General features: G+C 43.6%; 19 protein-coding genes. 9 read left to right on the top strand and 10 right to left on the bottom strand.

The genetic code is table 11. The features are described 5' to 3' along the window. Nucleotides 1–244: 244 nt before the first annotated feature. The 7 genes from VXK47_RS06805 to VXK47_RS06835 all read left to right on the top strand — a co-directional run bounded on the left by VXK47_RS06805 (nucleotide 245) and on the right by VXK47_RS06835 (nucleotide 8,971). Nucleotides 245–979 (top strand): phytoene desaturase family protein, encoded by a 735-nt coding sequence (locus tag VXK47_RS06805; RefSeq protein WP_435548018.1) that lies wholly within the window; start codon nucleotides 245–247, stop codon nucleotides 977–979. A 6-nt stretch (nucleotides 980–985) separates the two neighbouring features. Further along, entirely contained in the window at nucleotides 986–1,165 is a 180-nt protein-coding gene (locus VXK47_RS06810; RefSeq protein WP_435548019.1) for an ATP-binding protein, read from the top strand. Nucleotides 1,166–1,172: 7 nt separating this feature from the next. After that, nucleotides 1,173–2,669, top strand: a complete 1,497-nt coding sequence (locus tag VXK47_RS06815; protein WP_435548020.1) for a fused MFS/spermidine synthase — start codon at nucleotides 1,173–1,175, stop codon at nucleotides 2,667–2,669. 560 nt (nucleotides 2,670–3,229) lie between these two features. Further along, complete coding sequence (locus tag VXK47_RS06820) at nucleotides 3,230–3,880, top strand: hypothetical protein (protein ID WP_435548021.1); 651 nt, start codon at nucleotides 3,230–3,232, stop codon at nucleotides 3,878–3,880. Continuing rightward, nucleotides 3,867–5,135, top strand: coding sequence for an FG-GAP repeat domain-containing protein (locus VXK47_RS06825; RefSeq protein ID WP_435548022.1), 1,269 nt, complete (start codon nucleotides 3,867–3,869; stop codon nucleotides 5,133–5,135). The genes VXK47_RS06820 and VXK47_RS06825 overlap by 14 nt, the downstream gene beginning before the upstream one ends. A 334-nt stretch (nucleotides 5,136–5,469) precedes the next feature. Next, nucleotides 5,470–8,076, top strand: a complete 2,607-nt coding sequence (locus VXK47_RS06830; protein ID WP_435548023.1) for an AsmA family protein — start codon at nucleotides 5,470–5,472, stop codon at nucleotides 8,074–8,076. Nucleotides 8,077–8,755: 679 nt separating this feature from the next. Next, the gene (locus VXK47_RS06835; protein WP_435548043.1) at nucleotides 8,756–8,971 is read left to right on the top strand and encodes a PAS domain S-box protein; all 216 of its coding nucleotides are present in this window, start codon (nucleotides 8,756–8,758) and stop codon (nucleotides 8,969–8,971) included. A 200-nt stretch (nucleotides 8,972–9,171) separates the two neighbouring features. Here VXK47_RS06835 and queD read toward each other — a convergent pair whose 3' ends face one another. The 10 genes from queD to VXK47_RS06885 all read right to left on the bottom strand — a co-directional run bounded on the left by queD (nucleotide 9,172) and on the right by VXK47_RS06885 (nucleotide 20,543). Beyond that, on the bottom strand, nucleotides 9,172–9,543 hold the full coding sequence (gene queD / locus VXK47_RS06840) for a 6-pyruvoyl trahydropterin synthase family protein (protein ID WP_435548024.1): 372 nt from the start codon (nucleotides 9,541–9,543) through the stop codon (nucleotides 9,172–9,174). 17 nt (nucleotides 9,544–9,560) lie between these two features. Continuing rightward, on the bottom strand, nucleotides 9,561–10,679 hold the full coding sequence (gene dnaJ, locus VXK47_RS06845; RefSeq protein WP_435548025.1) for a molecular chaperone DnaJ: 1,119 nt from the start codon (nucleotides 10,677–10,679) through the stop codon (nucleotides 9,561–9,563). A gap of 124 nt (nucleotides 10,680–10,803) precedes the next feature. Next, the gene (locus VXK47_RS06850; RefSeq protein ID WP_435548026.1) at nucleotides 10,804–11,595 is read right to left on the bottom strand and encodes a hydrogenase; all 792 of its coding nucleotides are present in this window, start codon (nucleotides 11,593–11,595) and stop codon (nucleotides 10,804–10,806) included. Between the two features lie 51 nt (nucleotides 11,596–11,646). Continuing rightward, the gene (locus VXK47_RS06855; RefSeq protein ID WP_435548027.1) at nucleotides 11,647–13,152 is read right to left on the bottom strand and encodes an NADH-quinone oxidoreductase subunit C; all 1,506 of its coding nucleotides are present in this window, start codon (nucleotides 13,150–13,152) and stop codon (nucleotides 11,647–11,649) included. Nucleotide 13,153: 1 nt separating this feature from the next. Then, nucleotides 13,154–14,629, bottom strand: coding sequence for a proton-conducting transporter transmembrane domain-containing protein (locus VXK47_RS06860; protein WP_435548028.1), 1,476 nt, complete (start codon nucleotides 14,627–14,629; stop codon nucleotides 13,154–13,156). 4 nt (nucleotides 14,630–14,633) lie between these two features. Further along, nucleotides 14,634–15,278: an NADH-quinone oxidoreductase subunit K gene (locus VXK47_RS06865; RefSeq protein ID WP_435548029.1), complete on the bottom strand. Its 645-nt coding sequence runs from the start codon at nucleotides 15,276–15,278 to the stop codon at nucleotides 14,634–14,636. An 8-nt stretch (nucleotides 15,279–15,286) separates the two neighbouring features. Next, on the bottom strand, nucleotides 15,287–16,201 hold the full coding sequence (locus VXK47_RS06870; protein ID WP_435548030.1) for a respiratory chain complex I subunit 1 family protein: 915 nt from the start codon (nucleotides 16,199–16,201) through the stop codon (nucleotides 15,287–15,289). Between the two features lie 6 nt (nucleotides 16,202–16,207). Then, nucleotides 16,208–18,187, bottom strand: coding sequence for a proton-conducting transporter transmembrane domain-containing protein (locus tag VXK47_RS06875; protein ID WP_435548031.1), 1,980 nt, complete (start codon nucleotides 18,185–18,187; stop codon nucleotides 16,208–16,210). A gap of 2 nt (nucleotides 18,188–18,189) precedes the next feature. Further along, nucleotides 18,190–18,891: a PTS sugar transporter subunit IIA gene (locus VXK47_RS06880; protein ID WP_435548032.1), complete on the bottom strand. Its 702-nt coding sequence runs from the start codon at nucleotides 18,889–18,891 to the stop codon at nucleotides 18,190–18,192. A gap of 227 nt (nucleotides 18,892–19,118) precedes the next feature. Further along, nucleotides 19,119–20,543, bottom strand: a complete 1,425-nt coding sequence (locus VXK47_RS06885) for a transferase (protein ID WP_435548033.1) — start codon at nucleotides 20,541–20,543, stop codon at nucleotides 19,119–19,121. A 292-nt stretch (nucleotides 20,544–20,835) separates the two neighbouring features. Here VXK47_RS06885 and VXK47_RS06890 point away from each other — a divergent pair, with 292 nt between their 5' ends. Next, nucleotides 20,836–22,962 carry a SulP family inorganic anion transporter gene (locus tag VXK47_RS06890; RefSeq protein ID WP_435548034.1) on the top strand — a complete coding sequence of 709 codons (2,127 nt, stop codon included), beginning with the start codon at nucleotides 20,836–20,838 and terminating at the stop codon, nucleotides 22,960–22,962. 21 nt (nucleotides 22,963–22,983) lie between these two features. Further along, the gene (locus VXK47_RS06895) at nucleotides 22,984–24,207 is read left to right on the top strand and encodes a response regulator (RefSeq protein WP_435548035.1); all 1,224 of its coding nucleotides are present in this window, start codon (nucleotides 22,984–22,986) and stop codon (nucleotides 24,205–24,207) included. Nucleotides 24,208–24,238 lie beyond the last annotated feature (31 nt).

The raw sequence follows: 24,238 nt of genomic DNA on the forward strand, positions 1-24,238 counted from the left end.
ACATTTTTCATTTATCCGGCAATAGCGGACCTTTTGAAAAGGACTTTGTAAGAAAAAAGAACTTAAACCCGGAGAAAATATCAGAGACCTTTGGTAGCTTAATTTTTATGAAAATCAGTCTTGACATGGGGTCCACTATACTATTAAGGTTGCCAGTGAGGTAAAAAAGATTATCGTTAAAGGCAACCGGGCAACAGGTGTAGTTCTGGCTTCAGGAGAAGAGATAGGCGCCCGGCGCGCTATTGTGGCAAACATTGATCCAAGATTGGTCTTTCCTGATATGGTTTCTGAAACAGACAAAGGATTTGCCTCAAGGGTTGCCGGAATTCAGGATCCCGGCTTTTCCGGTATCATGCAGCATATGGCATTAAACGAAGCGCCAAAATGGAAAGCGGGCGATCATGTTGGTAAATCCATCAGCATAGAACCTTTATGCTGGCTGGATAATTTCCGGCATCTGTATGATGAATTAAGATACGGCCTAATCCCTTCACCCGAAAATCTTGCCCCTTTCGTCAGCTGCTCTACAGTTCTTGATCCGACACGCGCTCCTGCCGGTAAACATACCCTGTATTTATGGCATTACGTGCCTTATTATCTTAAAGATGGCGGACCTGCAAAATGGGATGAGATAAAAACAGAAGTTGCTGACATGATACTTGAAAAACTGAGAACACATACAAGCAATATGGGACCGGAAAACATCATCGCACGCACTATATATTCTCCGATCGATTATGAGAGGATGAATCCAAGCCTTGTAAACGGATCTATTCTCGGGCCGGGTTCTTATCTGCACCAGTTTTTTTCTCACAGGCCCATACCCGAACTGGGACAATACAGGACACCCATAGATGGACTGTATATGAGCGGTCAGTCCTTCCATCCCGGTGGATCAATAACGGGAGGCGGCAGAGCTACCGTTCAGGTCGTTATGGCAGATCTTGGAATGGATTTTTCCAGCGTAGCAAAACAATAGGAGCAAATGATGACTGTTATTGACATGAAAATATGTATCAAGTGTACAGGCTGTATAGATATCTGCCCGGAATCAGCTCTTTTCCTCGGAGATGATGCTGCGATTAAATGTAATGACGAAAAATGTATCAGCTGCGGTGATTGTGCGGATTTTTGCCCGGTAGACGCGATAAGCATAAGCGATTGAATAATAAATGAATAAATACCGGCTTGAAATAATTGTATTTATCACTGGTGCTGTTGTGATGGCACTTGAACTTGCCGGTTCAAGGATTGTTGCCCCCTATCTCGGGACTTCAATTTATGTATGGACAAGTCTTATCGGGGTGATACTGGCAAGCTTAAGCGTTGGTTACTACTGGGGTGGGCGGCTCGCAGACAGAAAACTTGGGTACAAAACTTTTTCAATTCTGATATTTTTTTGTGCACTACTTGTCGGAATAATAGCTGTTATAAAAACTCCGGTTCTTGATATTGTGGGAAAATCAGTGCCGGATGTACGGCTTGGCGCTGTCATAGCAGCAACGATTCTCTTTGCTCCTGCAAGCATTATGCTTGGCTCTGTTTCCCCTTATGCCATAAGGCTCAGAATGGAAGATATTGCGCATTCGGGTGCAACTGTGGGAAGGCTTTATGCCATATCCACCGTAGGAAGTATAATCGGAACATTTGCTACCGGGTTTTTCCTGATTTCTTTTCTTGGAAGCCGCAATATTCTTTTTTTCCTATCCTTTGTGCTTTTTATTGTTTATTTTCTGGCTTGCCTGGGGAACAAGACTCAAGCAGTAAAAGCCGCCGTATTGGTTTTTGCTGCCGCACTGCTTTCGGTATATTATTTTCAATCACCTGCTTCCGGAAATGAGGCAAGCGATATTGATACAAAATACAATCGGGTATTAATCGAGGAAATAAAGGATCCGGATACAGGCAAACAAATACGCTTTATGCGTGTTGACCGGAGTTGGGCGCAATCTGCTGTGATAGTCGGGGAACCGGATGAACTTTTTTTCAGTTACGCAAAATTCTATCGCCTTATAGAACATTTTTGCCCGGAAAACAAAAATGCCCTTCTTATAGGAGGCGGGGCATATACGGTTGCAAGAGATTACCTGAAACGAAATCCGAACAATTTTATTGATGTAATTGAAATTGACCCGGATTTTACCTTACTTGCAAAGAAATATTTTTATTTAAAAGATGACCCAAGGATAAAAAGCATTCATGAGGATGGAAGAACTTTCTTAAAGCGGGCAACAAAAAAATATGATGTGATTTTCATGGATGTTTTTAAATCATCCGCTTCGCCTCCTTTTCACATGACAACGGCAGAAGCAATGCAGGAGTCATCAGCTTTGCTTAATGACAAGGGCGTGATGATTACTAATATTTATTCAGCCATACAGGGTGATAAAGGCAGGTTTTTCCGTGCTGCCCATGCAACAATCAAATCCGTTTTCCCCTATGTTTATGTTTTTCCTGTTCAATATCCAACGCAGCCGGAAAAACTGCAAAATTTAATAATAGTAGCGGTTAAAGCAGGCGATCCTTATAAATTAACAAGTAGCAATCCTGAACAAACTATTTATCTTTCCCATTATTGGCAACACAAAATAGACTGCGATATTGAGGTGCTAAGAGATGAATTTGCGCCTGTTGAACATTATCTTTCAGAAGTAATCAAAGCTTTATGATATATTCTCTATTCTCTCAGTAAAGCATGGGGATAGTATGAGAACTATAAGGAGCCAGTTTCAAAACGTCCCATTTAGGCCGATCTCTGCGTTGGACTCAAATTTTAATCCTCAAAATACTAAATGTATTCCTGTGGTTAAAATTTTCGCCCGCCTTGACCTTGACCAAACTGAAACACTTTGAAAGTGGCTCTAAGGTTAAAAAATATGGTTCCTCGCTATTTCATGTGGGTAACCTGAATTCGAGTTTGCCACAACTGGGACAGGCGAACACACTGCCCCGAGGAAAATCAATCTTAACATCCAGACGATGTTTATCCAAATCAAATTTACACGATTCAACATGCCATGGTGATGTCAAACCCAATGCCAACTGAAATAGTTCCGTATCTCTCATAGTAATTTGTCTCAACCTCCTCTATCTCTTGATGACTGATATCTATCATGTCTTGAATCGGATTACCAATACTTTTTAGCGAGGAGCCATAAAAGCCTATGCCGACCCCGGTAACACTGTTGCTGAGTTTAATGAGGATAACAATACTGCAAGTTTTAATCTTTTGATTCCCGATGTATCTCTTGTAACAACAACAGATAAAGATACCTATAAGATAAGACAAACGGTCAATATTGCTTCAAAAATAATAAACCTTACCTCTTCCGCTATCTATCAGAATCTTACAGTGCTTACCTCTGTAAAAGATCCGGCAGGAGCACAAATTTACAGCAGCAGCTCGACAGTGAGTACCGTTTCGCCCGGACAAAGCACAGTGCATACACTGGTATGGGATACGGCAGGATTACAGACAGAAGGAATTTATACTATTTCTCAAACAATAAAATCCGGAGAGCAGATATTAAATGATTCTTCAACAAAGGTTAATCTTCTGACAGTAGCAGACTTTGCCATTGCAGCCGATTCCGTTTACCGTAAAATAAATCGAGGGGAAAACGCAACTTATTTAATATATCTTACCCCTGTGGACGGATGGAACGCAGCTGTTGCAATAGGCGTGGATGAACTTCCCGTCGGCACTTTAGTTATTTTTGCACCCGGTAATATAGTTCCGCCGGGAGAATCGTTTGTAATGACTATTACAACAGCTGCAACAACACTTGGAATACATACCTTAAATCTTAAAGTGGGGCAGCGATGGTTCAGAGACGGTAGAACACATATTACCGCTTACGCTCGATGTGTCAGGATTTGAAATTATTGCCGATAAAACCGATCTTACTTTAAAGCAGCTTGAAACAGACCAGGTTCACATTGATATCAATGCAGCAAACGGTTACGAAGGCAGTATCAACTTAGCCGTTGAAGGTGTTCCGCCTGGCATGAAAGCAGATTTGGATAATTCTGCTATGATCCAGGCTCCCGGTCATGTAATTCTTTCCATACTTACTTCTAAAAATGTAAAACCGGGTTCATATGAAATTAAACTTACCGGAGATGACGGGCTTGTAAAACAACAGACTATTATTACAGTAAATATTTTGAAAAATCCCGAAATAAGCCCAGGCATAATTACATCCCAGGGCCCCGGTCTTCTAAATGAAGCCTGGGTAAGAGTGTTTAACCAAAAGCTTGAACCGGTTCTTGAACTTATGGCTTTCAATACAAAATTTGGTGCGAATACAGTATCAGCAGATATAGACGGAGATGGTTACGATGAGATAATAGTTTCCGAGGGACCGGGGCCGAATAACAGTGCAACACTGAAAGCTTTTAAACGGGATGGAACGTTTATAACCGAATACACGGCATTTAATACAAAATCCGGTTTGACTATTGCATCAGGCGATATAGACGGAGACTGGAAAGATGAAATTATTGCAGGCACCGGCCCGGGCCTTTTAAATCCTGCCGCAATTAAAATCCTGAAATACAACGGCAGCGGATTTACCGATATGGTTGGCCCCAAACTTGTATCTCTAACTTTGTTGGGAGTAAATGTAGCTACAGGTGATGTTGATGGCGATGGCAAACCCGAGATAATTACAGCACCCGGTCCGGCGCTGTTTAATCCTGCTATTATAAAAGTGTGGAAATTTGAAAACGGTGATTTAACGGAACTGTATGACTTCAGGGCATTTGACAATAAATTTTACGGCGTTAACATAGCTGTAAAAGACTTGGACGGCGACGGGATTGCCGAAATAATTGCAGGCGCCGGATCAGGTCTGATTAACGAAGCTTTAGTGAAAGTCTTTAAAGGAGCCGGAACTCCTGCAGGCGTTGAGTTTAATGCATACCCTAACACCCATAACGGAGTTCAGGTTGCGGCAGGCGATGTTAACGGCGACGGAACGACAGAAATCATAACAGGCATTGGGCCCGGTTTGCTTAATACTTCATGGGTTAAAATCTTTAGCCCTGACGGCACCGAACTTACCGGTTTTTTTGCTTACCCGAATAACATCAGGTTCGGAGTAAAGGTGTCTGCAGGAAATATGGGAGAATAAGCTTCAGGTCAGCATAGGGGCGGCATATAAAATGCCGCCCTGCGTGAAGTTTTTTTTAGCGATATTATTGGGGAACAGGATGGCTATTATCTTTGTCCCCCAATATCCGCCAGGATTTGGGTACCTTAAAATTATTTTCTATAAATTGCGTAACGTCCGCCTGGGTCGCTCCGGCAACAAGTAAATAGAAAATTGATCCTTGGAAACCTCACGATTTCACCCTTGCCTTTGGATAGTATTTATGTTTATAATATTAACCGGCAATTAAATTCATCTGCAGGTGGCTTTTACTTTTTCAAAACTAAATAAATGACCATTTACATATGGAGATGAGATGATGAAAAAAATCCTTGTAACCACCGGTATTGTTCTGGCGCTCTTTCTTTTAGTCCTTTTTCTTCTGCCATTTTTCATTAACATCAATGATATTGTTGCCAAGCAGATTCCGGTCATCGAAAAAAAGATCCACCGGAAGGTGGCCATCGGCGATGTGAAACTAACAATTCTGAGCGGGCTGGGGGCTAAGATCAATAATGTCAGCATCTCCAACAACCCGGATTTCAAGCAGCAGAATTTTGTTCGGATCGAAAAGTTGAAAGCCAATGTTAAGCTGTTGCCGCTGCTGAAAAAGGAAATTATGATTTCATCCGTTTCCATTGAAAGACCATCCGTGGTGATTGAAAGAAATGCTCAGGGCAAAATGAATTTTTCAGACATGATCGTCTCTGCAAAGACTGAAAAAGAGGCAAAAAACGCTCCAGCCGCCACTGAAACCAAAGATCCGCTGAGCACGCTGGAAAATATTCAAATATCTAAAATTTCAATCAGGGAAGGGAATTTTAAATTCTTTGATTCATCAGATGCAAAGGCTTCTAAAGAAATCGCTTTGGATAAATTCAACCTTTTGATAAAAGGGGTTTCTTTATCGCAGAAAATCTATATTGATCTTGATACCGATATCTATGCCAGCCCCAAGGCCGTTCATGTCGCACTGTCCGGTGATTTAGGGCCTATAGGCAAGAATCCGGAGCCTGATAATATTCCTGTTGATCTGACCTTGTCTCTTAGCGATATTAATTTTTCACATTTAGCCTCATATATGAAAGGAATGAGCGTTAAATCCGGATCTATGAATGCTATAACGACGTTAAAGGGAAAACTCAGGGACAAACTGCAGTGTCGCATCAATCTGGATTGGGATAACCTGAATATGGTGTTAGACGACACTGCAAGCAAAGATTCGTCCGCCCGGCAACTTATAATAAACGGTCCATGGAAGATCGAAACAGATATTTCAGGCCCGCCAAAAAAGCCGGGGGATACCGCAACCGGCCCTATGGAGGATTTAGGCTTTAAGAGCAATGTCGATGCTACAGGAGGAAAAATAGTATTTGGGAATCTGTTTCAAAAAGATTCCGGCACACCTTTTTCGATCGGTTTATCCGGACATCTTAAAAAAGATACCCTTCGGATCGACGATCTTAAAATTATTTTAAGTAAAATAGTATTGAAAGGATCGGCCGATATCGGGCATCTTGCAGATCCCTTTATCGATGGAAAGGTATCTATCGCGCCAACACCGCTGAGTGCGTTGGCACCGGTTCTTCCTATGCTAAAGACCTACGAACTTGATGGAATACTTGAATTATCCGATACAAGATTCAAAGGGAAAATTGATGAATTAAAAAACTTAAAAGGTATTAGCGGCAATCTTACTATTAAAAACGGAAGCGCCGCTTCAGCTGAGCTGGGTAAAAAATTTAAAAAAATCCAAGCATCCGCTATCATTGCAAATAATGCCATCCGGATCAAGAACACATCACTTAGAATCGGCAAATCTGATTTAAGCATCAATGCAACAGTCCGCAACCCCATGAAGCCGGATATTTCATTTAATCTTGGATCATCGTATCTTGATCTTGACGCATTGCTGGGATCGCCTTCCGGCAAAAAAAAGGCAGAAAGCGCGAAAAAAGAAGCAGCTGCCGGATCAACTCCTAAAGCAAAAACAACTTTAAAGGCAAAAACGTCTGAAAAGGAAAATGCCCCTGATTTAAAGGTTGCCGGGAAGGTATCTATTAAAAAATGCATATATGATAAACTCGTACTTGAGAATGTTCTGGCAGAACTTGTATATGCTGATGCAGTGGCAACATTAAAAAACTTAACTTTTAATACCCTTGGTGGGGATATATCGACCAGCGCCAAAATAAATCTTGATAATATGCAGTCTCCGCGGTGGAGTGCTGATCTTACCACCCGTAATATCGATGCTAATTCTGCACTCAGTCAGTTCACAAGTATAAAAGATACTTTCTATGGAAAATTCAACATCAAGTCTTCGTTTCAAGGTAAAGGATCAGACTGGCCTATGATTTCAAAAACTCTTGCCGGAAGCGGCTCAGCGGATATTATCAACGGCAAGCTTGCCAATGTCAACCTGCTGGATGCCGTAGGCCAGAGCCTGCTGAAATTTCAAGGTCTTGGTCAACTGGCGCAAATTGTATCACCTGGCACTCAAACAAAGGTTAAGGAAACATCATTCCAGAATCTTTCGGGAAAATTCAACATCCGTGACGGCAAAATTCTCTTAGATACAATGGCCATGTCCACCAGGGACTTTACACTTTCCGGTGCCGGAAATATCGGACTTGATAAGAAACTTGATTTACGAACAAGCCTTGTGCTGCCCCAATCCACATCCGCGCGTCTGGAAAAAGACAGAATTATGAGATATCTTTTGAATAAAGACAAGAGACTGGAAATTCCATGTGCTGTTAAAGGAGATGTAACAAGCCCCCGCATTGCCGCGGACGGAGACAGTCTCAACCGGCTGCTTAAGAACGCTGCGACAAACGCCATACAGGACCAGATACAAAAAAGCGTTGAAGGCAAGCTGGGAAATGAGGCGGGCAAGCTTTTAAAAGACATATTTAAATGAAATAAATATGCATGGCCGAATAGAATTCTATCAGTTTCTAATTGTTTGCTATCGGATAATATGCAACAGGGCAGTAGCGGTCAAGGTATTTACCGCTGCTGCAGTATGCCTTAGAAATATCCTGGCATAAAACCTTTTCGCTGAAACAGAGACCATCTGTATTTCCCTACATCAAGACTTAATACCGCCTACTATTTTTTTTATTTTCATTTTTTTTACAATCTGTAGGTCATTTGTAGGTAAGGTTGTTATATATTCATTTCACTATGACTGAACATCTAACTATAGACAGCTTTATTATCCGCGGGTGAATACGGAAGATCGCCGGAAGATCACAGGGTTGGTGGAGGCACTCGACGGCCTTGGCAATCGTGAGTCTTTTACAGACATCGATGAACTGAGTGCGATACTAAACCGCAGCTCCGGAAGGCCGCGACGAAAGCGCAAAAAGAGCATTAAATCCGACTGACACGGTATAAACCCCGGACGGCTATATAATATCTGAACACAAGATGAAGAAATAGATCATGTGCTATAAGAGAAATGCCGGAATTGAACTTCAAAAAAATAAAGAAGAGTTGGAGGATATTGTGCAGAATAAAAGTTCCACTTTAATGGAAATAACCGAGAAGTTGACCAATGAAATTGCTGAACGCAAACAGGCGGAAAAAAACTTGAGATCAGTGAAGGACGGTTCCGGATCCTAGTGGAAAATTCAACAGACTGGATCTGGGAGACGGATTCTGCCGGTATATTCAGTTACACCAGCCCAAAGGTTGAGGCATTGCTGGGTTACAGTCCTGATGAAGTCATTGGTAAAACTCCCTTTGATTTTATGATCAAGCATGAAGCGCAACAGCTACTGAGGTCTTTCGAAATTGCCTGCTCCAATTAGATTCAAATCAGTTACCTCACGAATGAAATGTCATATAACTGCTGTATACATCATCCGTTGGCGTTTGCTCAGTTTTTATTGCAACTATCTGGTAGAATATGATTTAAATGATAGAAAAAATTCATCCTGGCCGTATATTAGAAACATGGCATCTGAAAATAGCTAATGAATTATAATTAATTGATTGTTACAGGCTTCATTCACGGGCATATATATTTTGCGCAGGCATCATCGGATTCCCATGCAGTTACACTTGAAACCTTTACTGCCGGGTCATCAATTCTGTTTTCAAGTTCTTGTGCAATTCTCACCGCAATAGTTTCCGATGATGGATTGAGTCCTTTAAACCACTCAAGATCATTTAGAAATTTATGGTCAAGTTCTGCTATTATTTCGGATAGAATTATTTTTAAATTTCCAAAATCTATTACAACTCCGGCGTCATTTAATTTATCACCTGTTACGCATGCTTCGATCTTCCAGTTATGACCGTGAAGATTCTCACATTTTTCAGCTACCAATTTAAGCTGATGAGCTGCCGCAAAATTAGTTATAATTTTAAGTTCAAACATTTAAATCCTATCCTTTTTTATTTGGAGTTGCCTGTCGATACACTGTGTAAAATATTCTTTAATTTGGTTGAAAATTTACTTGATTCAAGTTCGGAAAATTCCTTTAAAAGGGCTTCCTGCTTTTTTGTAAGATTTATAGGCGTTTTTATATTAAGCTGAATGATCAGGTCTCCGCGCATATGGTTTCTTAAATGCGGAATTCCTTCGCCATGCAGGCGTATCGCCTCTCCGGGCTGAGTTCCCTTGGGAATTGTGATAGTTTTTTTACCGTTTAAAGTAGGTATGGTTATTTTATCGCCCAGAGTAGCCTGCACAAATGATATCGGTATTTTACAATAAACATCTGCCTCATCCCGCTCAAAAAATTCATGGGCTTGTACACTTATAAATACATATAGATCTCCGCTTGTACCACCATAAGGACCTGATTCGCCTTCACCCGTAAGCCGCAATCTTGAACCGGAATCAACCCCTGCAGGAATTTTCAATGAAACTTTTTTATTTATAATTGTTTTTCCGGTTCCATGGCATTTGTTGCAGGGATGCGTTATTATCTGGCCGGAACCTTGGCAGAAGTGACATGCCGTCCTTAATGTGAAAAAACCCTGGCTTTGAGAAAGCTGCCCTGTTCCATGACAATGCCGGCAGGTTTCAGGCTGGGTGCCCGGCTCACTTCCGCTTCCGAGACATTCCTGGCATGTTTCCGCTTTTTCAATGGTTATCTCTTTTTCAATTCCGAATGCGGCTTCCATAAAGGTAAGTGAAATATCATAACGAAGATCGGAACCTCTCTGGCTGCGGCTGCGTGAACGACCACCACCTCCACCAAATCCGAAAAAATCTTCAAAAATATCGCTGAAACTGGAAAAGATATCTTCAAAACCGCCGAATCCTGAAAAACCTGATCCGCTTAAGCCCTGATGCCCATACTGATCATAAATCGCCCTCTTTTTTTGATCATGAAGCACTTCATAAGCTTCAGCAGCTTCCTTAAATTTTTCTTCCGATTCTTTATCACCCGGATTTCTGTCCGGATGATATTTTAATGCAAGCTTGCGATATGCGGCTTTCAGTTCATCTGGAGAAGCACTACGGCTCGCTCCAAGAATTTCATAGTAATCACGTTTGGTTGTCATCTTATGTCCGGATTAAATAGAAAGGATTAGATTAAAGTATTCTATATTAATAAATTATAATATTTAATAAACAACATGGTAAAACAAATAACAAAATAATGCCTAAAACAAAGTTGTCAACTCTTTATAATTTGCCGGATTCGCAAAAATTCTTTATTCTTCCTATAAACCTTAACAGTCCATCAAGTATAGTAAGGGGATGAGGCGGGCAGCCTGGAATGAATAAATCCACCGGTACAATATCCATGGCCCCGTTGTGCTGTTCCGGGTGGTCAATGAATGGGCCTCCTGAAATGGCGCATGAACCAACAGCAATAACTATCTTCGGTTCAGGAACAGCGGCGTAGGTTTTTTCAAGGGCAATGCGCATATTTTCAGTAACAGGCCCTGTTATCAGAAGGCCGTCCGCATGTCTTGGCGATGCCACGAATTGTATCCCGAAACGGCCCATGTCCCAGGCCAATGTGCTAAGTACGTTACTGTCTGCTTCGCAGGCGTTGCATCCTCCGGCTGATACCTGCCTGAGCTTTAGGGATCTGCCGAATATCTTTGCTGCAATATCGTGCCTTACAGGTGAATATTCAGGCGATCCTGCCTTAACAAACAGCTCGCTACGCGAAGATGATGCGAGGCGGTATTCGCGGCTGAAATGGATAGCATCTGCAAGATATGCGCTTTCGCAGGCACGGCAGAAAATACAACGACCCATATCAATGACTGGTCCGCCGGTTTCCTGAGATAGAGATATAGCAGCCACAGGGCAGGCAGTAATGCAAAGATTACAGTTGCTTTCACAATTTAATTGATTCACCACGGGACGCCCGGCAAATCGGGCCGGCAATTCCGGAGGAGAACCGTCCGGGTATGCCATGGTTCTATATTTCTGTTTAATGCGTGTTTTAATAATTCGAAGCATAAATAATCTCGTAAAACTTTTGTTTCATTTCGCTAATGCTCTATACCCTCTTCATAAATCATGTCCGCAATAGGATAGATTGAAACTTTTATTGCATAGCGGGAAATCGGAAATCTGCTGGTTACGCAAGGCCAGGGCAAGTCCGAACCAGTTATAAAACGATGGATCAACAACCTTATAGAATAAGAAATGTCCCTTATCGTCCGTAGCTGCCACGTGACAGATTTCTCCCCGCCATCCTTCAACCATGCTGACTGTAAGCATTCTTTCTTTCATTGGAGTAATATCATGTGCTATAAAACCATCAGGTAGTTCAAAAAGTTGTTGACGGATAAACTCAAGTGAAGCCTTGATCTCCAACCAGCGCACATAAGCACGGGCGAAACAGTCGCCTGTTGACCATGTGCAGGGATAGACCTGTGCAAACCGGTACATGCCATAGGGAAATTCTCTGCGCACATCACAGTCAAGACCGCAGGCCCTTGCGGCTACGCCTACCAGTCCAATCTCAATGGCAGTTTCCGGAGATATTGTCCCGGTTCCTTCAAACCGGGCAAGAACCGAGGGGGTATCGAACATAAGTTCAACAGCTTCTGTTGCATCCTTATCCACGGCATTCAGCCCATTAAGCAGTTTCGTGATCAATTCACCGTCAAGGTCCCAGGCCACGCCTGATGGACGGATCAAGCCGCGTCCGAACCGGTTTCCACATAAAAGCGCCGTGAGGTTCAGAACATCTCCTCTTATTCTTCCGCAATAACTCATGGTCGGTAAAAACCCAACATCTCCCGCAAGCGCCCCAAGGTCTCCTATATGATTGGCGATCCTTTCCAGTTCGGCAGCAAGGGCCCTTATGGCCTCAGCGCGGGGAGAAGTTATCATGCCTGACAGGGCTTCAACAGCCCTGCAATAAGCTGTAGCATGACCGATGGTTGTATCGCCTGCCAGTGTTTCCATATAATGGATTGTTCGCGGCCCAGGCCCTCCGTTTAGGGCACGTTCTATGCCACGGTGCTGATAACCAAGAGATATCTCAAGATGATATACCGTTTCGCCATGACACAAAAAACGGAAATGACCCGGTTCAATTACTCCGGCATGAACAGGTCCGACAGCCACTTCATGGGATTCCTCACCTGTTATACGGAAAAAATCTGTGATCCCCACAGTAGTTGTTTCATGAAAATTGGTTTCATGAGAATGCAAAAAACGTATGGGTTTGAGCCAGGGGTGATCTTTGGGCCGGATCTGCCATATCTCGGCTATTTCTCTTTCAAACCAATGTGCTGCCGGACAATCAGGCGTCAATGAGGGCCATGGATCAGGCAGATCGCACGAAGTAAGTAAAAGATCGCCGGATGAAGGCCGGGACAAGACAGCAATCATACGCAAAGGGCCATCATTTTCAGGGCGCCAGACAGTCAAGGCGGAAAGCCGCGAACCGGCAGCAAGGGAATCTTTTGTAATTTTGCTGAACTCTTCAAAGGAGATGACCGGCAGGCAGTCATGATCTATTGCCTGCCCGTTTGTTATTATTAGTAAATTTTCAGAAGGCATCTTAAAAACCTCCTGCCACGGCGGCTGCCTGACCAAAGAAATCCCAGACAAATCCCGGGATATAAAGGCCCAGCGCCAGGATAACCGCAACCAGAGCCATTGCCGGTACTGCAAACCATAGCGGTTCCCGTTTATTGGCAAGGGAAGGGACAAAAGTCTCATTGCTTTCGGGGAGTCCGAAGGCCATGGGAATCACGATCCTTGCCATAGCTATAAAGATAATTCCAAGCACCAGCAGATAACCGGCAGCTACGGCCCATCGGCCTGATTGAAGCATGCCTTTTAAAATTGTCACCTCACTCATAAAAGGGCCGAAGGGCGGAGCGCCTGTAATGGCCAGAAATCCTGACAGCCAAAGGATGCCTGTAAGGGGCGTCGTGTTTATAACATGACGGACATTTTCGGTCTTTTTACTGCCATAGGTGAAGAGCATTTGGCCGGATACTAAAAAGAGCACCCCTTTTGTCATGGAGTGGTTGAGAGCATGGAACATGGCCCCTGTGGCCGCAAGGCCGCCGATACCTAAGCCCAGAGCCATGATTCCCATATGCTCGATGCTTGAATAGGCGAGCATCCGTTTGTAATCGGTCTGGCGTATCATAAAGGCCGCGGCGACGGCCATTGAAAACATGCCGAAGAAGACCAGCAGCTCGCCGCTGAAAACGCCAAGCCCGGCAGCCGAAAGGACTGAATGAGCCCTGAAGATTCCTAAAAAGGCACAATTAAGAAGGGCGCCGGACAGGAGTGCGGAAACCATGGAAGGAGATTCGCTGTGGGCATCCGGCAGCCAGGTGTGCATAGGCGCCATTCCCATTTTCGTACCGTAACCTACAAGCAACATGAGAAAGGCGGCCTTGAGCCATGCATGGTCAAGTGTTGCAGCACCCTTAATCAAATTATCCAGATTAAGATGCGTTTTGCCGTGACCGGCAAAGGCCAGAAAATAATTGCCAAGAAGGGCCACTGCTATGCCTACCGAACAGATCAAAAGGTATTTCCATCTTGCCTCAAGGCTTCGGTGGTGACTGTGAAAACTGATAAGTGGTGCGCTGACAAGTGTGGTTGCCTCTACCGCCACCCACAACAATCCCATATCGCGGCTTATACAGACCATGCTCATGGAGGACAGGAATAACAAAAGGCAGGAGATAAATACGGCCTCCGGCTCGTTTTGGAACAGGAATCCTTCAACGGAGTCTCTGACCTTGCGATCCGAATCCCTGCCGAGATAGCCCACAGTGTACACGGCAACTGCCAGAAAAAGGAGGCTGGTGATGGATAAAAACAAGAGACCGGCGGCGTCAAGGCCGATCCAGATTCCTGCCGCAGGATGTGCTTTTTGAAGAGCCTGGACCATCGTCATAATTCCGTGGCTTATGGCGCCAATCATCAAAAATCCCCGCCTGACCCCTTTTCCGGGTATCACAAGGGCCAAAAGGCCAAGTGCGAGAGGAATCAAAACTATACTGATGAGCATGATATTAATCCTTTAGTTCCGACAGACGGTCGGTATCTATATTATCAAACTCCCGGGAGATCTGATAAACGGTAATACCCATGACAAACACGGCTACAAAGACGTCCAGCAATACCCCCATTTCCACCAGCAGCGGTTCTTCCACGGCAAGGGCTGCGCCAAAGGCGTACACCCCGTTTTCCATAACCAGATAACCGACCACCTGAGTCAGGGCGTTTTTACGTGAGATAATTATCATCAAACCCGTCAGAGTGGTAAAGAGCGCAGCCGGAAGAAGAAAGGCGGATTCCTGGGAGACCGATGTCTTCAAAGGAATAAAGATCATGAAGCTCAAACCGAGAAGGACCATTCCTGTAATCACGGAAGTGTTGTATCCGACAATGGGCTCAATTTCCCTCTGAACCCCTGTCTCTCTCATCGCCTTGCGCAGAAGCCACGGCAAAATAACACCTTTTACTATAAGGGTTAAAAGAGCAAGAAATAAAAGCAGAAGCGGCCAGGGTCTTTCAGCCATGGTCAACATAAACGCGCTGAGGGCGAAAGCCTGAAATACAGTGGTCTGGATAACAGCCCCAAGACGGCTGGTAGCCAAAAGACGAAAATTGGTCAATACAAGACCAAGAATAAAAATATTTGTCCATATGTTCATATTATCAATTATCTCATAATCCATAAAAGCGCAGCTACTGTCACCGAAAGCGCCACCACAAGCATCTGAGGCACATGCAATAGCTTAAGCCTTGCCATGCACGACTCGATTATGCCGACCAGCATTGCTATAACCAATATGCCGGTTATGCTTATAATCATGTCCATTAACGGCAGCCCTGTCCTTAACGGGATGGCTATGCCTGCCAGGAGTGCGGAAAACAACCACAGTTTCAGGGACGCTCCGTATTGTATAAAGGCCAGATCCACTCCGCCATGATCCAGCACCATAACTTCGTGAATCATGGTAAGCTCTAAGTGCGTGTTCGGGTCGTCAACAGGAATTCTGGCGTTTTCAGTAAGTAAAACAATTAAAAAAGCAAAAGCCACAAGGAAGGTCACAGGGATCAGGGTGGAGATTGAATTAGTCCATAGTCCGGCGTAGATACCGGCAAGGCTGATCTCCTGCGTGCCCACGGCAAGTACAGCCAGACCCAGCAGCAGCACGACTTCGGCAATAATCGCAAACTGTACCTCGCGGCTTGCCCCCATGCCTTCAAAGGCCGATCCGGTATCCATGGCGGCTAACACTGTGACAAAACGGGTCAATCCCAGGGCATAGGCCATAAAGACAAAGTCACCGGGAAAGGAAAGCATGCCTCCAATCCCGCCTGCCGGGACTATCATGATTGAGATCATCACAGCAGCAAGACCAAGAACGGGACCCAGACGAAATACCCAGGATGAGGTGGTGCTGTAAACCGCGCCTTTTTTCATCAGCTTGATAAGGTCATAATAAGGTTGCAGCAAAGGTTGCCCCTTTCGACCGGCAAACAGGGCTTTTGTTCGATTGATTATACCCATCAGAAGCGGTGAAAGAATCAGGGCCAGAAATAAATGGATTACAGATGCCGTAATGGTCATGTCGGGCTACCTCACTTTCACCAGCAACAGAACCAGGATCGTTATGGCAATATACAGCACATAAAGCTGGTTGCGGCCCTCTTGCAGCCCATGAATACGTTGGGCCAGCTCGCTAAGCAATCTGAATAAGGGTGCAAACAGATTCCGGCGGAAGATATCGTCGGTATGGGATGCTATATCCGCCTTTTGCGGGAAAAGCCCCTTTGTAAACAGGACATGGAGCCTGGGGCGCACCAGCCACCTGAACATATCGATAACCGGCCAGGCAAAGGATGAAGCGGTATATTGCATACGGCTGTTGGGGGCCAGGTAACCGCAGTCCCAAGTGGGGCCAGCGCTATTTACCCGTTTCGCAAGCAGAAAACTTCGCAGTCCCCATAAAGCTCCGGCAAGGATTAACAACGCCCCTCCGGCAAGGCTGATCTTCCGGAGGAGACCGCAGGCCATGGCTGATGTTTCCGATACGTTTGCATTTCCCAGCAATTGTTCTGCAACCGGAGTTACAAGTTTAACAGCAACAGGACCGGCAAGACCCATTAGAATGCACAAAGCAGCCAGTGCGATCATGGCAAAGAGCATTGGCCGTGGGGCTTCGTGCGCCTCTGCTGAAGCTTCGCTGCGTGGTTCGCCTAAAAACACTATGCCGAAAACCTTAGCAAAACAGGCGGCGGCAAGCCCTCCTATTAATCCCAGGGCAGCCAGTGCGATCAATCCTCCTACTGCCGGGCTGCCTATGGCGCCGGGCTTGGCCAGTATTCCGAATGCACCGATATAGATAAGAAACTCGCTCACAAAACCGTTTAAGGGAGGAAGCCCGCATATGGCGGCAGCACCGACGGCAAAGGCCAGGCTCGTCTGCGGCATTCTTTTTCCAAGCCCTCCCATAAGATCCATGTTCCTTGTGCCGGATGCATGGGCTACGCTTCCTGCCCCGAAAAACAGCAGGCTTTTAAAGAGGGCATGATTAAACACATGAAGCAATCCGCCCATAAGGCCAAGGGTAGCCAGAACCGGATTATTTATTGAGACGCCAAGAAGCCACAACCCAAGCCCCAGACAGATAATCCCGATATTTTCAACGCTGTGGTAGGCCAGAAGACGTTTAATGTCATGCTGTGCCAGGGCGAACAGCACACCCATAATACCTGAGACAGCGCCTATAATAAGCAGCGTCCAGCCCCACCACTGGGCCGCCGGAGCGCCGATCAGCGAAACCATTCTCAAAAGACCGTATATGCCTGTCTTTATCATCACGCCGCTCATCACGGCTGAGACATGGGACGGCGCCGCCGGATGGGCGTCAGGCAGCCAGACATGCATGGGCACAAAACCTGCTTTTGCGCCAAAACCGGCTACCGCCAGCAGAAACAGTGTTGATGCTGCGCCGACAGGCGTAGTAAACTTATCAAAATCAAGATTCGCATTCTGACCCCCCAGAAGAATAAAAAGAAACATCAGACATGCCTGCCCTACGTGAGCTGCTACAAGATATACCCATCCCGCCTCCCGGACCTCCGCCTTTTCATGCTCAAACATCACCAGAAAAAAAGAGGAGAGAGACATGGCCTCCCAGGCAATCAGAAACAATATGCCGTTTCTGGAAAGGACAACCAACAACATTGAAGCAAATAGCAGATTAAAAAAGCACCACGAAACGCCAAGATTCTTTTTGCCGCGGTAGGGACCCAAATAGGCCGTACCGTAGATGGCGGCAAGGGCGCATACGAGGGAGACAGCAATAATAAAAAAGGCGGACAAGGGATCAACTGCAATAAAGAAAGAGCCGAAGGGAACCTGCCACGGCGCCCGGAGTGATGATTCCCCTCCGGTCCATAGTATTGTTCCTGCTGCCCCCATAGCCAAAAGTGCAGCGATCACACTTGTAACACATCCCATTAAGGACGCACTTTTTCCCGAACCGCCTGTGAAGACGCACACAGCGCTGCCAAAAAGGAGCACTGTAAGGGATGCCAACATCAGACCCATGATCATGACGTCCGTTCCTTCTTTACTGTTAATCTTTCGGCAAGCCGGGCATCCAGAAGGCCGGCTTGCCGAAAGATATCTTCCCGTGAGCCGGTTCGGGCAATAACTCCTGCAAAGTCGGGCGAACGAAGGCCTAAAGAGAGCTTGGACAAGAGATTGAGATGTGCCTTGACTGTGGGGCTGACAATGGTAAACAGTGTGTGGACCGGCTTTCCGTCCATGGCCTGGAAATCGATGGGTATTTCAAGAAAACACAGCGCCATAAGCGGTCGCGTTACATGGAGCGTAATTGGGTTTCGTACATGTGGTATGGCAATGCCGTCACCTACGGCTGTGGAACCTAAAGACTCCCGCGCAAGAAGAACCTGAAACAAAAATTGTCTGTCCACCTCTTCAGGCAATGCGAGGATATTCACGATGCTTCGAAGCACCGAAACCTTGTCGGAACCTCCAACCCGGTAATGGACACCTCCCGACCTGAGAGCCTCCTCCAATGAGGGGATATAGACATCTCCCGGTTCTTCCATCATTTTAGGCGATATGGGGATGCATTTGGTTGTAGCCCACTCCAGAAGTTCCGCCCGGTTAAACCTGTATTGTCTGCTGACCTGATGCACAGGCAGTTTTTCCTGCGCTATCCAGCGATAGATTGTCTTTTCCGAAACCTTGAGCAGTTCCGCGGCATCTTTTACCCTAAGTTTCATGCGCTTGCCTCATTATTATCCTACTTCTTCATATTCATCCCTGCTTAGATATTTTTGAATAAGGAAATATTTCTATGCCCATGATCACTATTTGTCAAGTGGGCACTTTTTATCAAAAAATACCTTCCGTACAGAGGCGCAGGGCACACAATGAAAATTAGTAATATTAACACCAATTTTTAAGTATGGCAGACTTTTTACTCGGCGTGATGGAATAAATTGATGAACTATAAAGTAATATCTATAGTAGGATATAATCCTTTATTGATCCCCATAGGATATGGCTGAATAATATTATATGCTATATTTTGACCTTTCTGAGCATGGCCCTTAAATTTACTGCCATCGAAAAAGGCGCCGTTTGCTTCAAGAATATGTTCTATCCGGTCCCGGAAAGCCTTAACAAAAGCATGCCCGCTTCCGGTAAACTGCATAGCGCCCAGTTTAACTTCTCCATCAATTGCAGATAATTTCTCCAAAGGCATGCTATGCCGCTCAAGATCAGCCTGATTAGCTATATAACCCCATACGATATAGTCCGAAGGAATATTTACAGGCTCTTTAAGATCGATAATTGTATGGGGCATCACAATGGAGCCTTTGCCTATTACAAGCGCACATCCCGGTTTTCCATGCAAAAAGGAATTAAAACCTACAAAAACTCTAAGACCAAGGTTTGCATTTATAATTTTAGCGCCATGCGCCGTTACATTAAAACCCTCGAGTGTTGAATATATTATATAACAATTTTCCTGAGCATTTGAACCTTTTCCAAGGGAAGCATTTTCAAGATATGCTCTTTGAGCAATAAGGACGTTTTCGCCGATCCGGTTTTTTCCCTTGAAAACGGAATATCTGCTTATTGAAGCGCCAAAAGGAACCGGCATTGGCAGTTTGCGATGCACAACATTGAAAACTTCCTCGAAATCCTCTTTACGATTTTCGACAAAGTCCATAAAAATACCCTGCGGTTTTTTACCGGTTTCAAACCTGATATATTGATTTAGTATATTTTCTGAAAAGTTGAAGCTGAAATCAAATTCGTCTGTCTTACTTATTAAAATACTTCCGGGTTCAACATATTGATGGATCATTTCGCCTGCCTGAATATAAGCAAAGTGGCCTATCAGGCAATCATGAAGAGTAGTAAGATCGACTGTAGAAAAAGGACCTAAAAAACACCCTTCAACCGGAGATCCATGTATATTTGCATAAGGAGTTGAAGCTGTGTTTTGTATAATAAATTCTTCTAAATTTTCAGGATCATGGGAATAGTTATGAACAAGGGTTTTTATCAGAAAACTATTTTTTACAGATATTTTTTCATCTTGATCAAGAGCTATATCAGCTCCTTCAAAATGGAGGATATCACCTTTTTTTTTTAATTCATCTCCTCTTATGTCGCTTTTATAAAGCACCGAATTGTCAACCGCACATTTTCCAAGAAAATAACTTCCCGCAAGGTTTGAGTTGCTGAAATGAAAATAAAGTGGATGATGGGAAGTTATACCATAAAAACCATAAAACTTAACCAGTTGGTTGACAGGCACTATTTCACGAATATATGGTTCGACATCAAATGAACCGAGCTCTCTTAAATTGATATTAACTTTATAATATATTCTTTTTATAAGCTTTTCGAGTTGTTTCATACAAGCTTTCCTTATCGTGGCTTCTATTGCGGTTTTTGTTACTAAACAGTTGGATAAGTATTTGCTTAGTTTTGCATAGGCTTTGATATATAGAACGGAACTTATTGAAAAGTTTATTAAGAGTCAACAGAAAAGTTTATCCTTTTTTAACATTATCCATTTGAAAAACCGTTTTCTATTTGACTTAGTTTGGTAATGCATGTATTGAAAACCCGCCGTATGTATATTCTGCCGGTCTTAGTCATAAGACTCTAAAAGTTTATAATATTAATTAACGAGATAGGTGTTTATTATGCTGACCCGAATTTTCCCTTTTCTTGTCTGGTTTAAAAAATATAATTTAGAAGCATTCAGAATTGACACTATTGCCGGACTCACCGTAGCTCTTGTTCTTATACCACAGTCTATGGCTTATGCCCAGCTGGCCGGATTGCCCCCGTATTATGGTTTGTATGCAGCCTTTATTCCTCCGATGATTGCGGCTCTTTTTGGTTCAAGCCGCCAACTTGCAACAGGCCCTGTTGCTGTTGTATCTCTTATGACTTCAGCCTCACTGGAACCGCTGGCTACTGCAGGAAGCCAGGGATTTATCGCATATGCAATCCTTATGGCGCTTATGGTCGGAGTTTTTCAGTTTGCTCTTGGAGTATTAAAGCTCGGTCTTGTTGTTAATTTTTTATCTCATCCTGTTGTAAACGGTTTCACAAATGCCGCCGCAATAATTATTGCCACTTCCCAGCTTTCAAAGATGTTTGGTGTAAATGTTGATAATTCTGAGCATCACTATGAAACAATTATAAATGTTGTAAAAGCCGCAATTCATTACACACACTGGCCTACTTTAATCATGGGAGTATCAGCTTTTATAATAATGATGCTATTAAAGCGTATAGCACCCAAAATTCCGAATGTGCTTGTTGCAGTTGTTATTACAACGCTTATCTCCTGGGGAACCGGTTTTAATTTTGATATGAACACCAATATCGAAACCATTAAATCAACCGAGGCAACAGAACTTATATCAAAGTTTAATCTTTTACTGGATAATGCCTCATCTCTGTCTGAAAAACGAACGCTTGCTGCTACTGCCCTCGAAGATGTAAAAGAAAAAAAAGATCCTATAGCGATTCTTGACGCCGAAAGGGATGCTAATGTGATTGCTGCTCAGATAGAAATATTAAGACATGAAACAGGCATGTTAAGGGAAGAAATAAGAAATTTACTGCTTGCAGGCGTTAAACAGCCTGATGGAAGCATCCATTTTTATTCTGCTGAAAAGATACCGGAGGGGCTCAAAACAGACGGCCGCATCTGGCGGATAAAAATCGGAAACAATAAAATCAAAACCGGCGAAGTTAAAATGATGGGCGGAGGCGAAGTAGTGGGAGCTATTCCAAAAGGCCTTCCCAAATTTTCAATGCCTAAAATGGATTTAAAAATCATGCTGAAGATTTTGCCTTTTGCAGCGATAATATCGCTTCTTGGCTTCATGGAAGCCATATCAATAGCAAAAGCAATGGCGGCGAAAACCGGACAACGGCTTGATCCTAACCAGGAATTGGTAGGTCAGGGGCTTGCAAATATTCTGGGCGCTTTTTCAAATGGATATCCGGTATCAGGCTCTTTCTCAAGATCGGCTGTCAACCTCCAGGCAGGAGCAGTAACAGGTTTATCGAGTGTTTTTACCAGTATGACCGTTTTAATAACACTTATGTTTTTTACCCCGCTTCTTTATTATTTGCCTCAGTCTGTTCTTGCAGCAGTCATCATGATGGCAGTTATCGGTCTTATAAACGTATCAGGTTTTGTGCACAGTATGAAGGCAAAATGGTATGATGGAGTTATTTCAATCATATCATTTATCTTTACACTGGCTTTTGCCCCTCATCTTGACAAAGGCATCATGATTGGAGTTGTTTTATCGCTGTGTGTGTTTTTATATAACAGTATGAGGCCAAGAGTGGCATCATTATCGCGGCATGAGGATGAAGCTTTGCGTGATTCAACTGCTTTTGGGCTTAAGCAATGCCGGCACATAGATATGGTTCGTTTCGACGGTCCGCTGTTTTTTGCAAACGCGAGTTATCTTGAAGACCAGATAACTGATCGCCTGATAAATAAAAAAGATCTTAAACATATTGTAATAGTTTGTAACGGCATAAATGATATTGACGCATCCGGCGAAGAAACTTTATCATTGGTAGTTGAAAGAACCAGAAGCGGAGGAGTCGATATTTCATTTAGCGGTGTAAATGAAACTGTGATGAAGGTTTTTAAAAATACTCACCTGCTTGAGAAAATAGGCGAAGATCATATATATCCTACTATGGAAAAGGCCGTATGCTCGGTTTATGATGAAACACATACCGATAACAAAGAAGATATGTGTCCGCTAAGAACTGTTTGCCGTATTGTCTGATTATAAAAAAAGGAGGTTTTTATGTCTATAATTACTATTTTTAGCGGCGCCTTCTGTGAAGAAGAATCAGTTGTTAAGAAAGTGCTTACATATACAGGATTTAAGCTGGTAACAGATGATGAAATTGTTAAGAAAGCAAGCAGGCTTTCAGGTATTGCTACAAATAAATTAATGAGAGCTTTTTTGGCTAAAGAGTCTGTTTTTAATAATTTTACTCATGAAAAAGAACTTTCAAACGCATGGCTCAAACTGGCCGTTGCCCAAAGCATATCCGAAGATAAGCTTCTTTTTTCAGGCTTTGCCGGCCAGCTTATTCCTAAAAATATCAGCCATATTCTGAAAGTATGTATTATTGCCGATATGAAGTTCAGGGTATCTAATGCGATTATGGAGCTAAAAATTCCCGAAAAGGAAGCGGTAAAGCTTATTCATAAACAGGATGAAGACAGGGTTGCATGGATAAAAACTCATTTTAACAAAAATGACCCCTGGGATTCTTCATTATATGATCTTGTAATCCCTATGGGTAAAATGATGTTGGAAAAAGCGGTTTCTCTTGTTGTTGAAAATGCCGGTAAAGATGTAGTAAAATTAACAAAGCTTTCCCAAAAATCTATTGAGGATTTTCTCCTTGCTTCTCAAGTGGAAGTAAGACTGGCCACGGAAGGACATAACACAGAAGTTATTGCAAAAGACGGTGTAGTAACAGTCATAATCAATAAGCACGTTTTTCTTATAGGCAAACTTGAGGAGGAACTAAAAGAAATTGCCGTCAAAGTAAACGGTGTAAAGTCTGTCAATACTAAATTCGGAGAGGGGTATTACCAGACCGATATTTACCGTAAATATGATTTTAAAATGCCGTCCAAAGTATTGCTTGTTGATGATGAACGGGAATTTGTACAAACTTTGTCGGAACGTCTCATTATGCGGGATATGGGCTCAGCCGTTGCATATGACGGTGAATCAGCCCTGACTATGGTTTCGGAAGACGAGCCTGATGTTATGATTTTAGATCTTAAAATGCCGGGAATAAACGGCATCGAAGTCTTGCAGCGTGTTAAAAAAGACAATCCTGATATTGAGGTCATAATTCTGACAGGTCATGGAACCGAATCCGACCGGGAGATGTGTATGAAGCTGGGAGCATTTGCTTATCTGCAGAAACCTGTTGATATTGATGTGTTAAGCGATACCCTGAAAAAAGCAAATGATAAAATAAGGATAAAGAAAGCTGCTGAATAAAAATAGTCAAACATCGAGCATTATGTTATTA

The sequence above is a fragment of the Desulfobacterium sp. N47 genome, from assembly GCF_051233685.1.
GTDB lineage: Bacteria > Desulfobacterota > Desulfobacteria > Desulfobacterales > RPRI01 > RPRI01.

Bases quoted from the DNA above. Each gene is read 5' to 3' on its own strand.
- VXK47_RS06810 (WP_435548019.1), top strand. From the start codon at position 986: ATGATGACTGTTATTGACATGAAAATATGTATCAAGTGTACAGGCTGT.
- VXK47_RS06815 (WP_435548020.1), top strand. From the start codon at position 1,173: ATGAATAAATACCGGCTTGAAATAATTGTATTTATCACTGGTGCTGTT.
- VXK47_RS06830 (WP_435548023.1), top strand. From the start codon at position 5,470: ATGATGAAAAAAATCCTTGTAACCACCGGTATTGTTCTGGCGCTCTTT.
- queD (WP_435548024.1), bottom strand. From the start codon at position 9,543: ATGTTTGAACTTAAAATTATAACTAATTTTGCGGCAGCTCATCAGCTT.
- dnaJ (WP_435548025.1), bottom strand. From the start codon at position 10,679: ATGACAACCAAACGTGATTACTATGAAATTCTTGGAGCGAGCCGTAGT.
- VXK47_RS06850 (WP_435548026.1), bottom strand. From the start codon at position 11,595: ATGCTTCGAATTATTAAAACACGCATTAAACAGAAATATAGAACCATG.
- VXK47_RS06855 (WP_435548027.1), bottom strand. From the start codon at position 13,152: ATGCCTTCTGAAAATTTACTAATAATAACAAACGGGCAGGCAATAGAT.
- VXK47_RS06860 (WP_435548028.1), bottom strand. From the start codon at position 14,629: ATGCTCATCAGTATAGTTTTGATTCCTCTCGCACTTGGCCTTTTGGCC.
- VXK47_RS06865 (WP_435548029.1), bottom strand. From the start codon at position 15,278: ATGAACATATGGACAAATATTTTTATTCTTGGTCTTGTATTGACCAAT.
- VXK47_RS06870 (WP_435548030.1), bottom strand. From the start codon at position 16,201: ATGACCATTACGGCATCTGTAATCCATTTATTTCTGGCCCTGATTCTT.
- VXK47_RS06875 (WP_435548031.1), bottom strand. From the start codon at position 18,187: ATGGGTCTGATGTTGGCATCCCTTACAGTGCTCCTTTTTGGCAGCGCT.
- VXK47_RS06880 (WP_435548032.1), bottom strand. From the start codon at position 18,891: ATGAAACTTAGGGTAAAAGATGCCGCGGAACTGCTCAAGGTTTCGGAA.
- VXK47_RS06885 (WP_435548033.1), bottom strand. From the start codon at position 20,543: ATGAAACAACTCGAAAAGCTTATAAAAAGAATATATTATAAAGTTAAT.
- VXK47_RS06890 (WP_435548034.1), top strand. From the start codon at position 20,836: ATGCTGACCCGAATTTTCCCTTTTCTTGTCTGGTTTAAAAAATATAAT.
- VXK47_RS06895 (WP_435548035.1), top strand. From the start codon at position 22,984: ATGTCTATAATTACTATTTTTAGCGGCGCCTTCTGTGAAGAAGAATCA.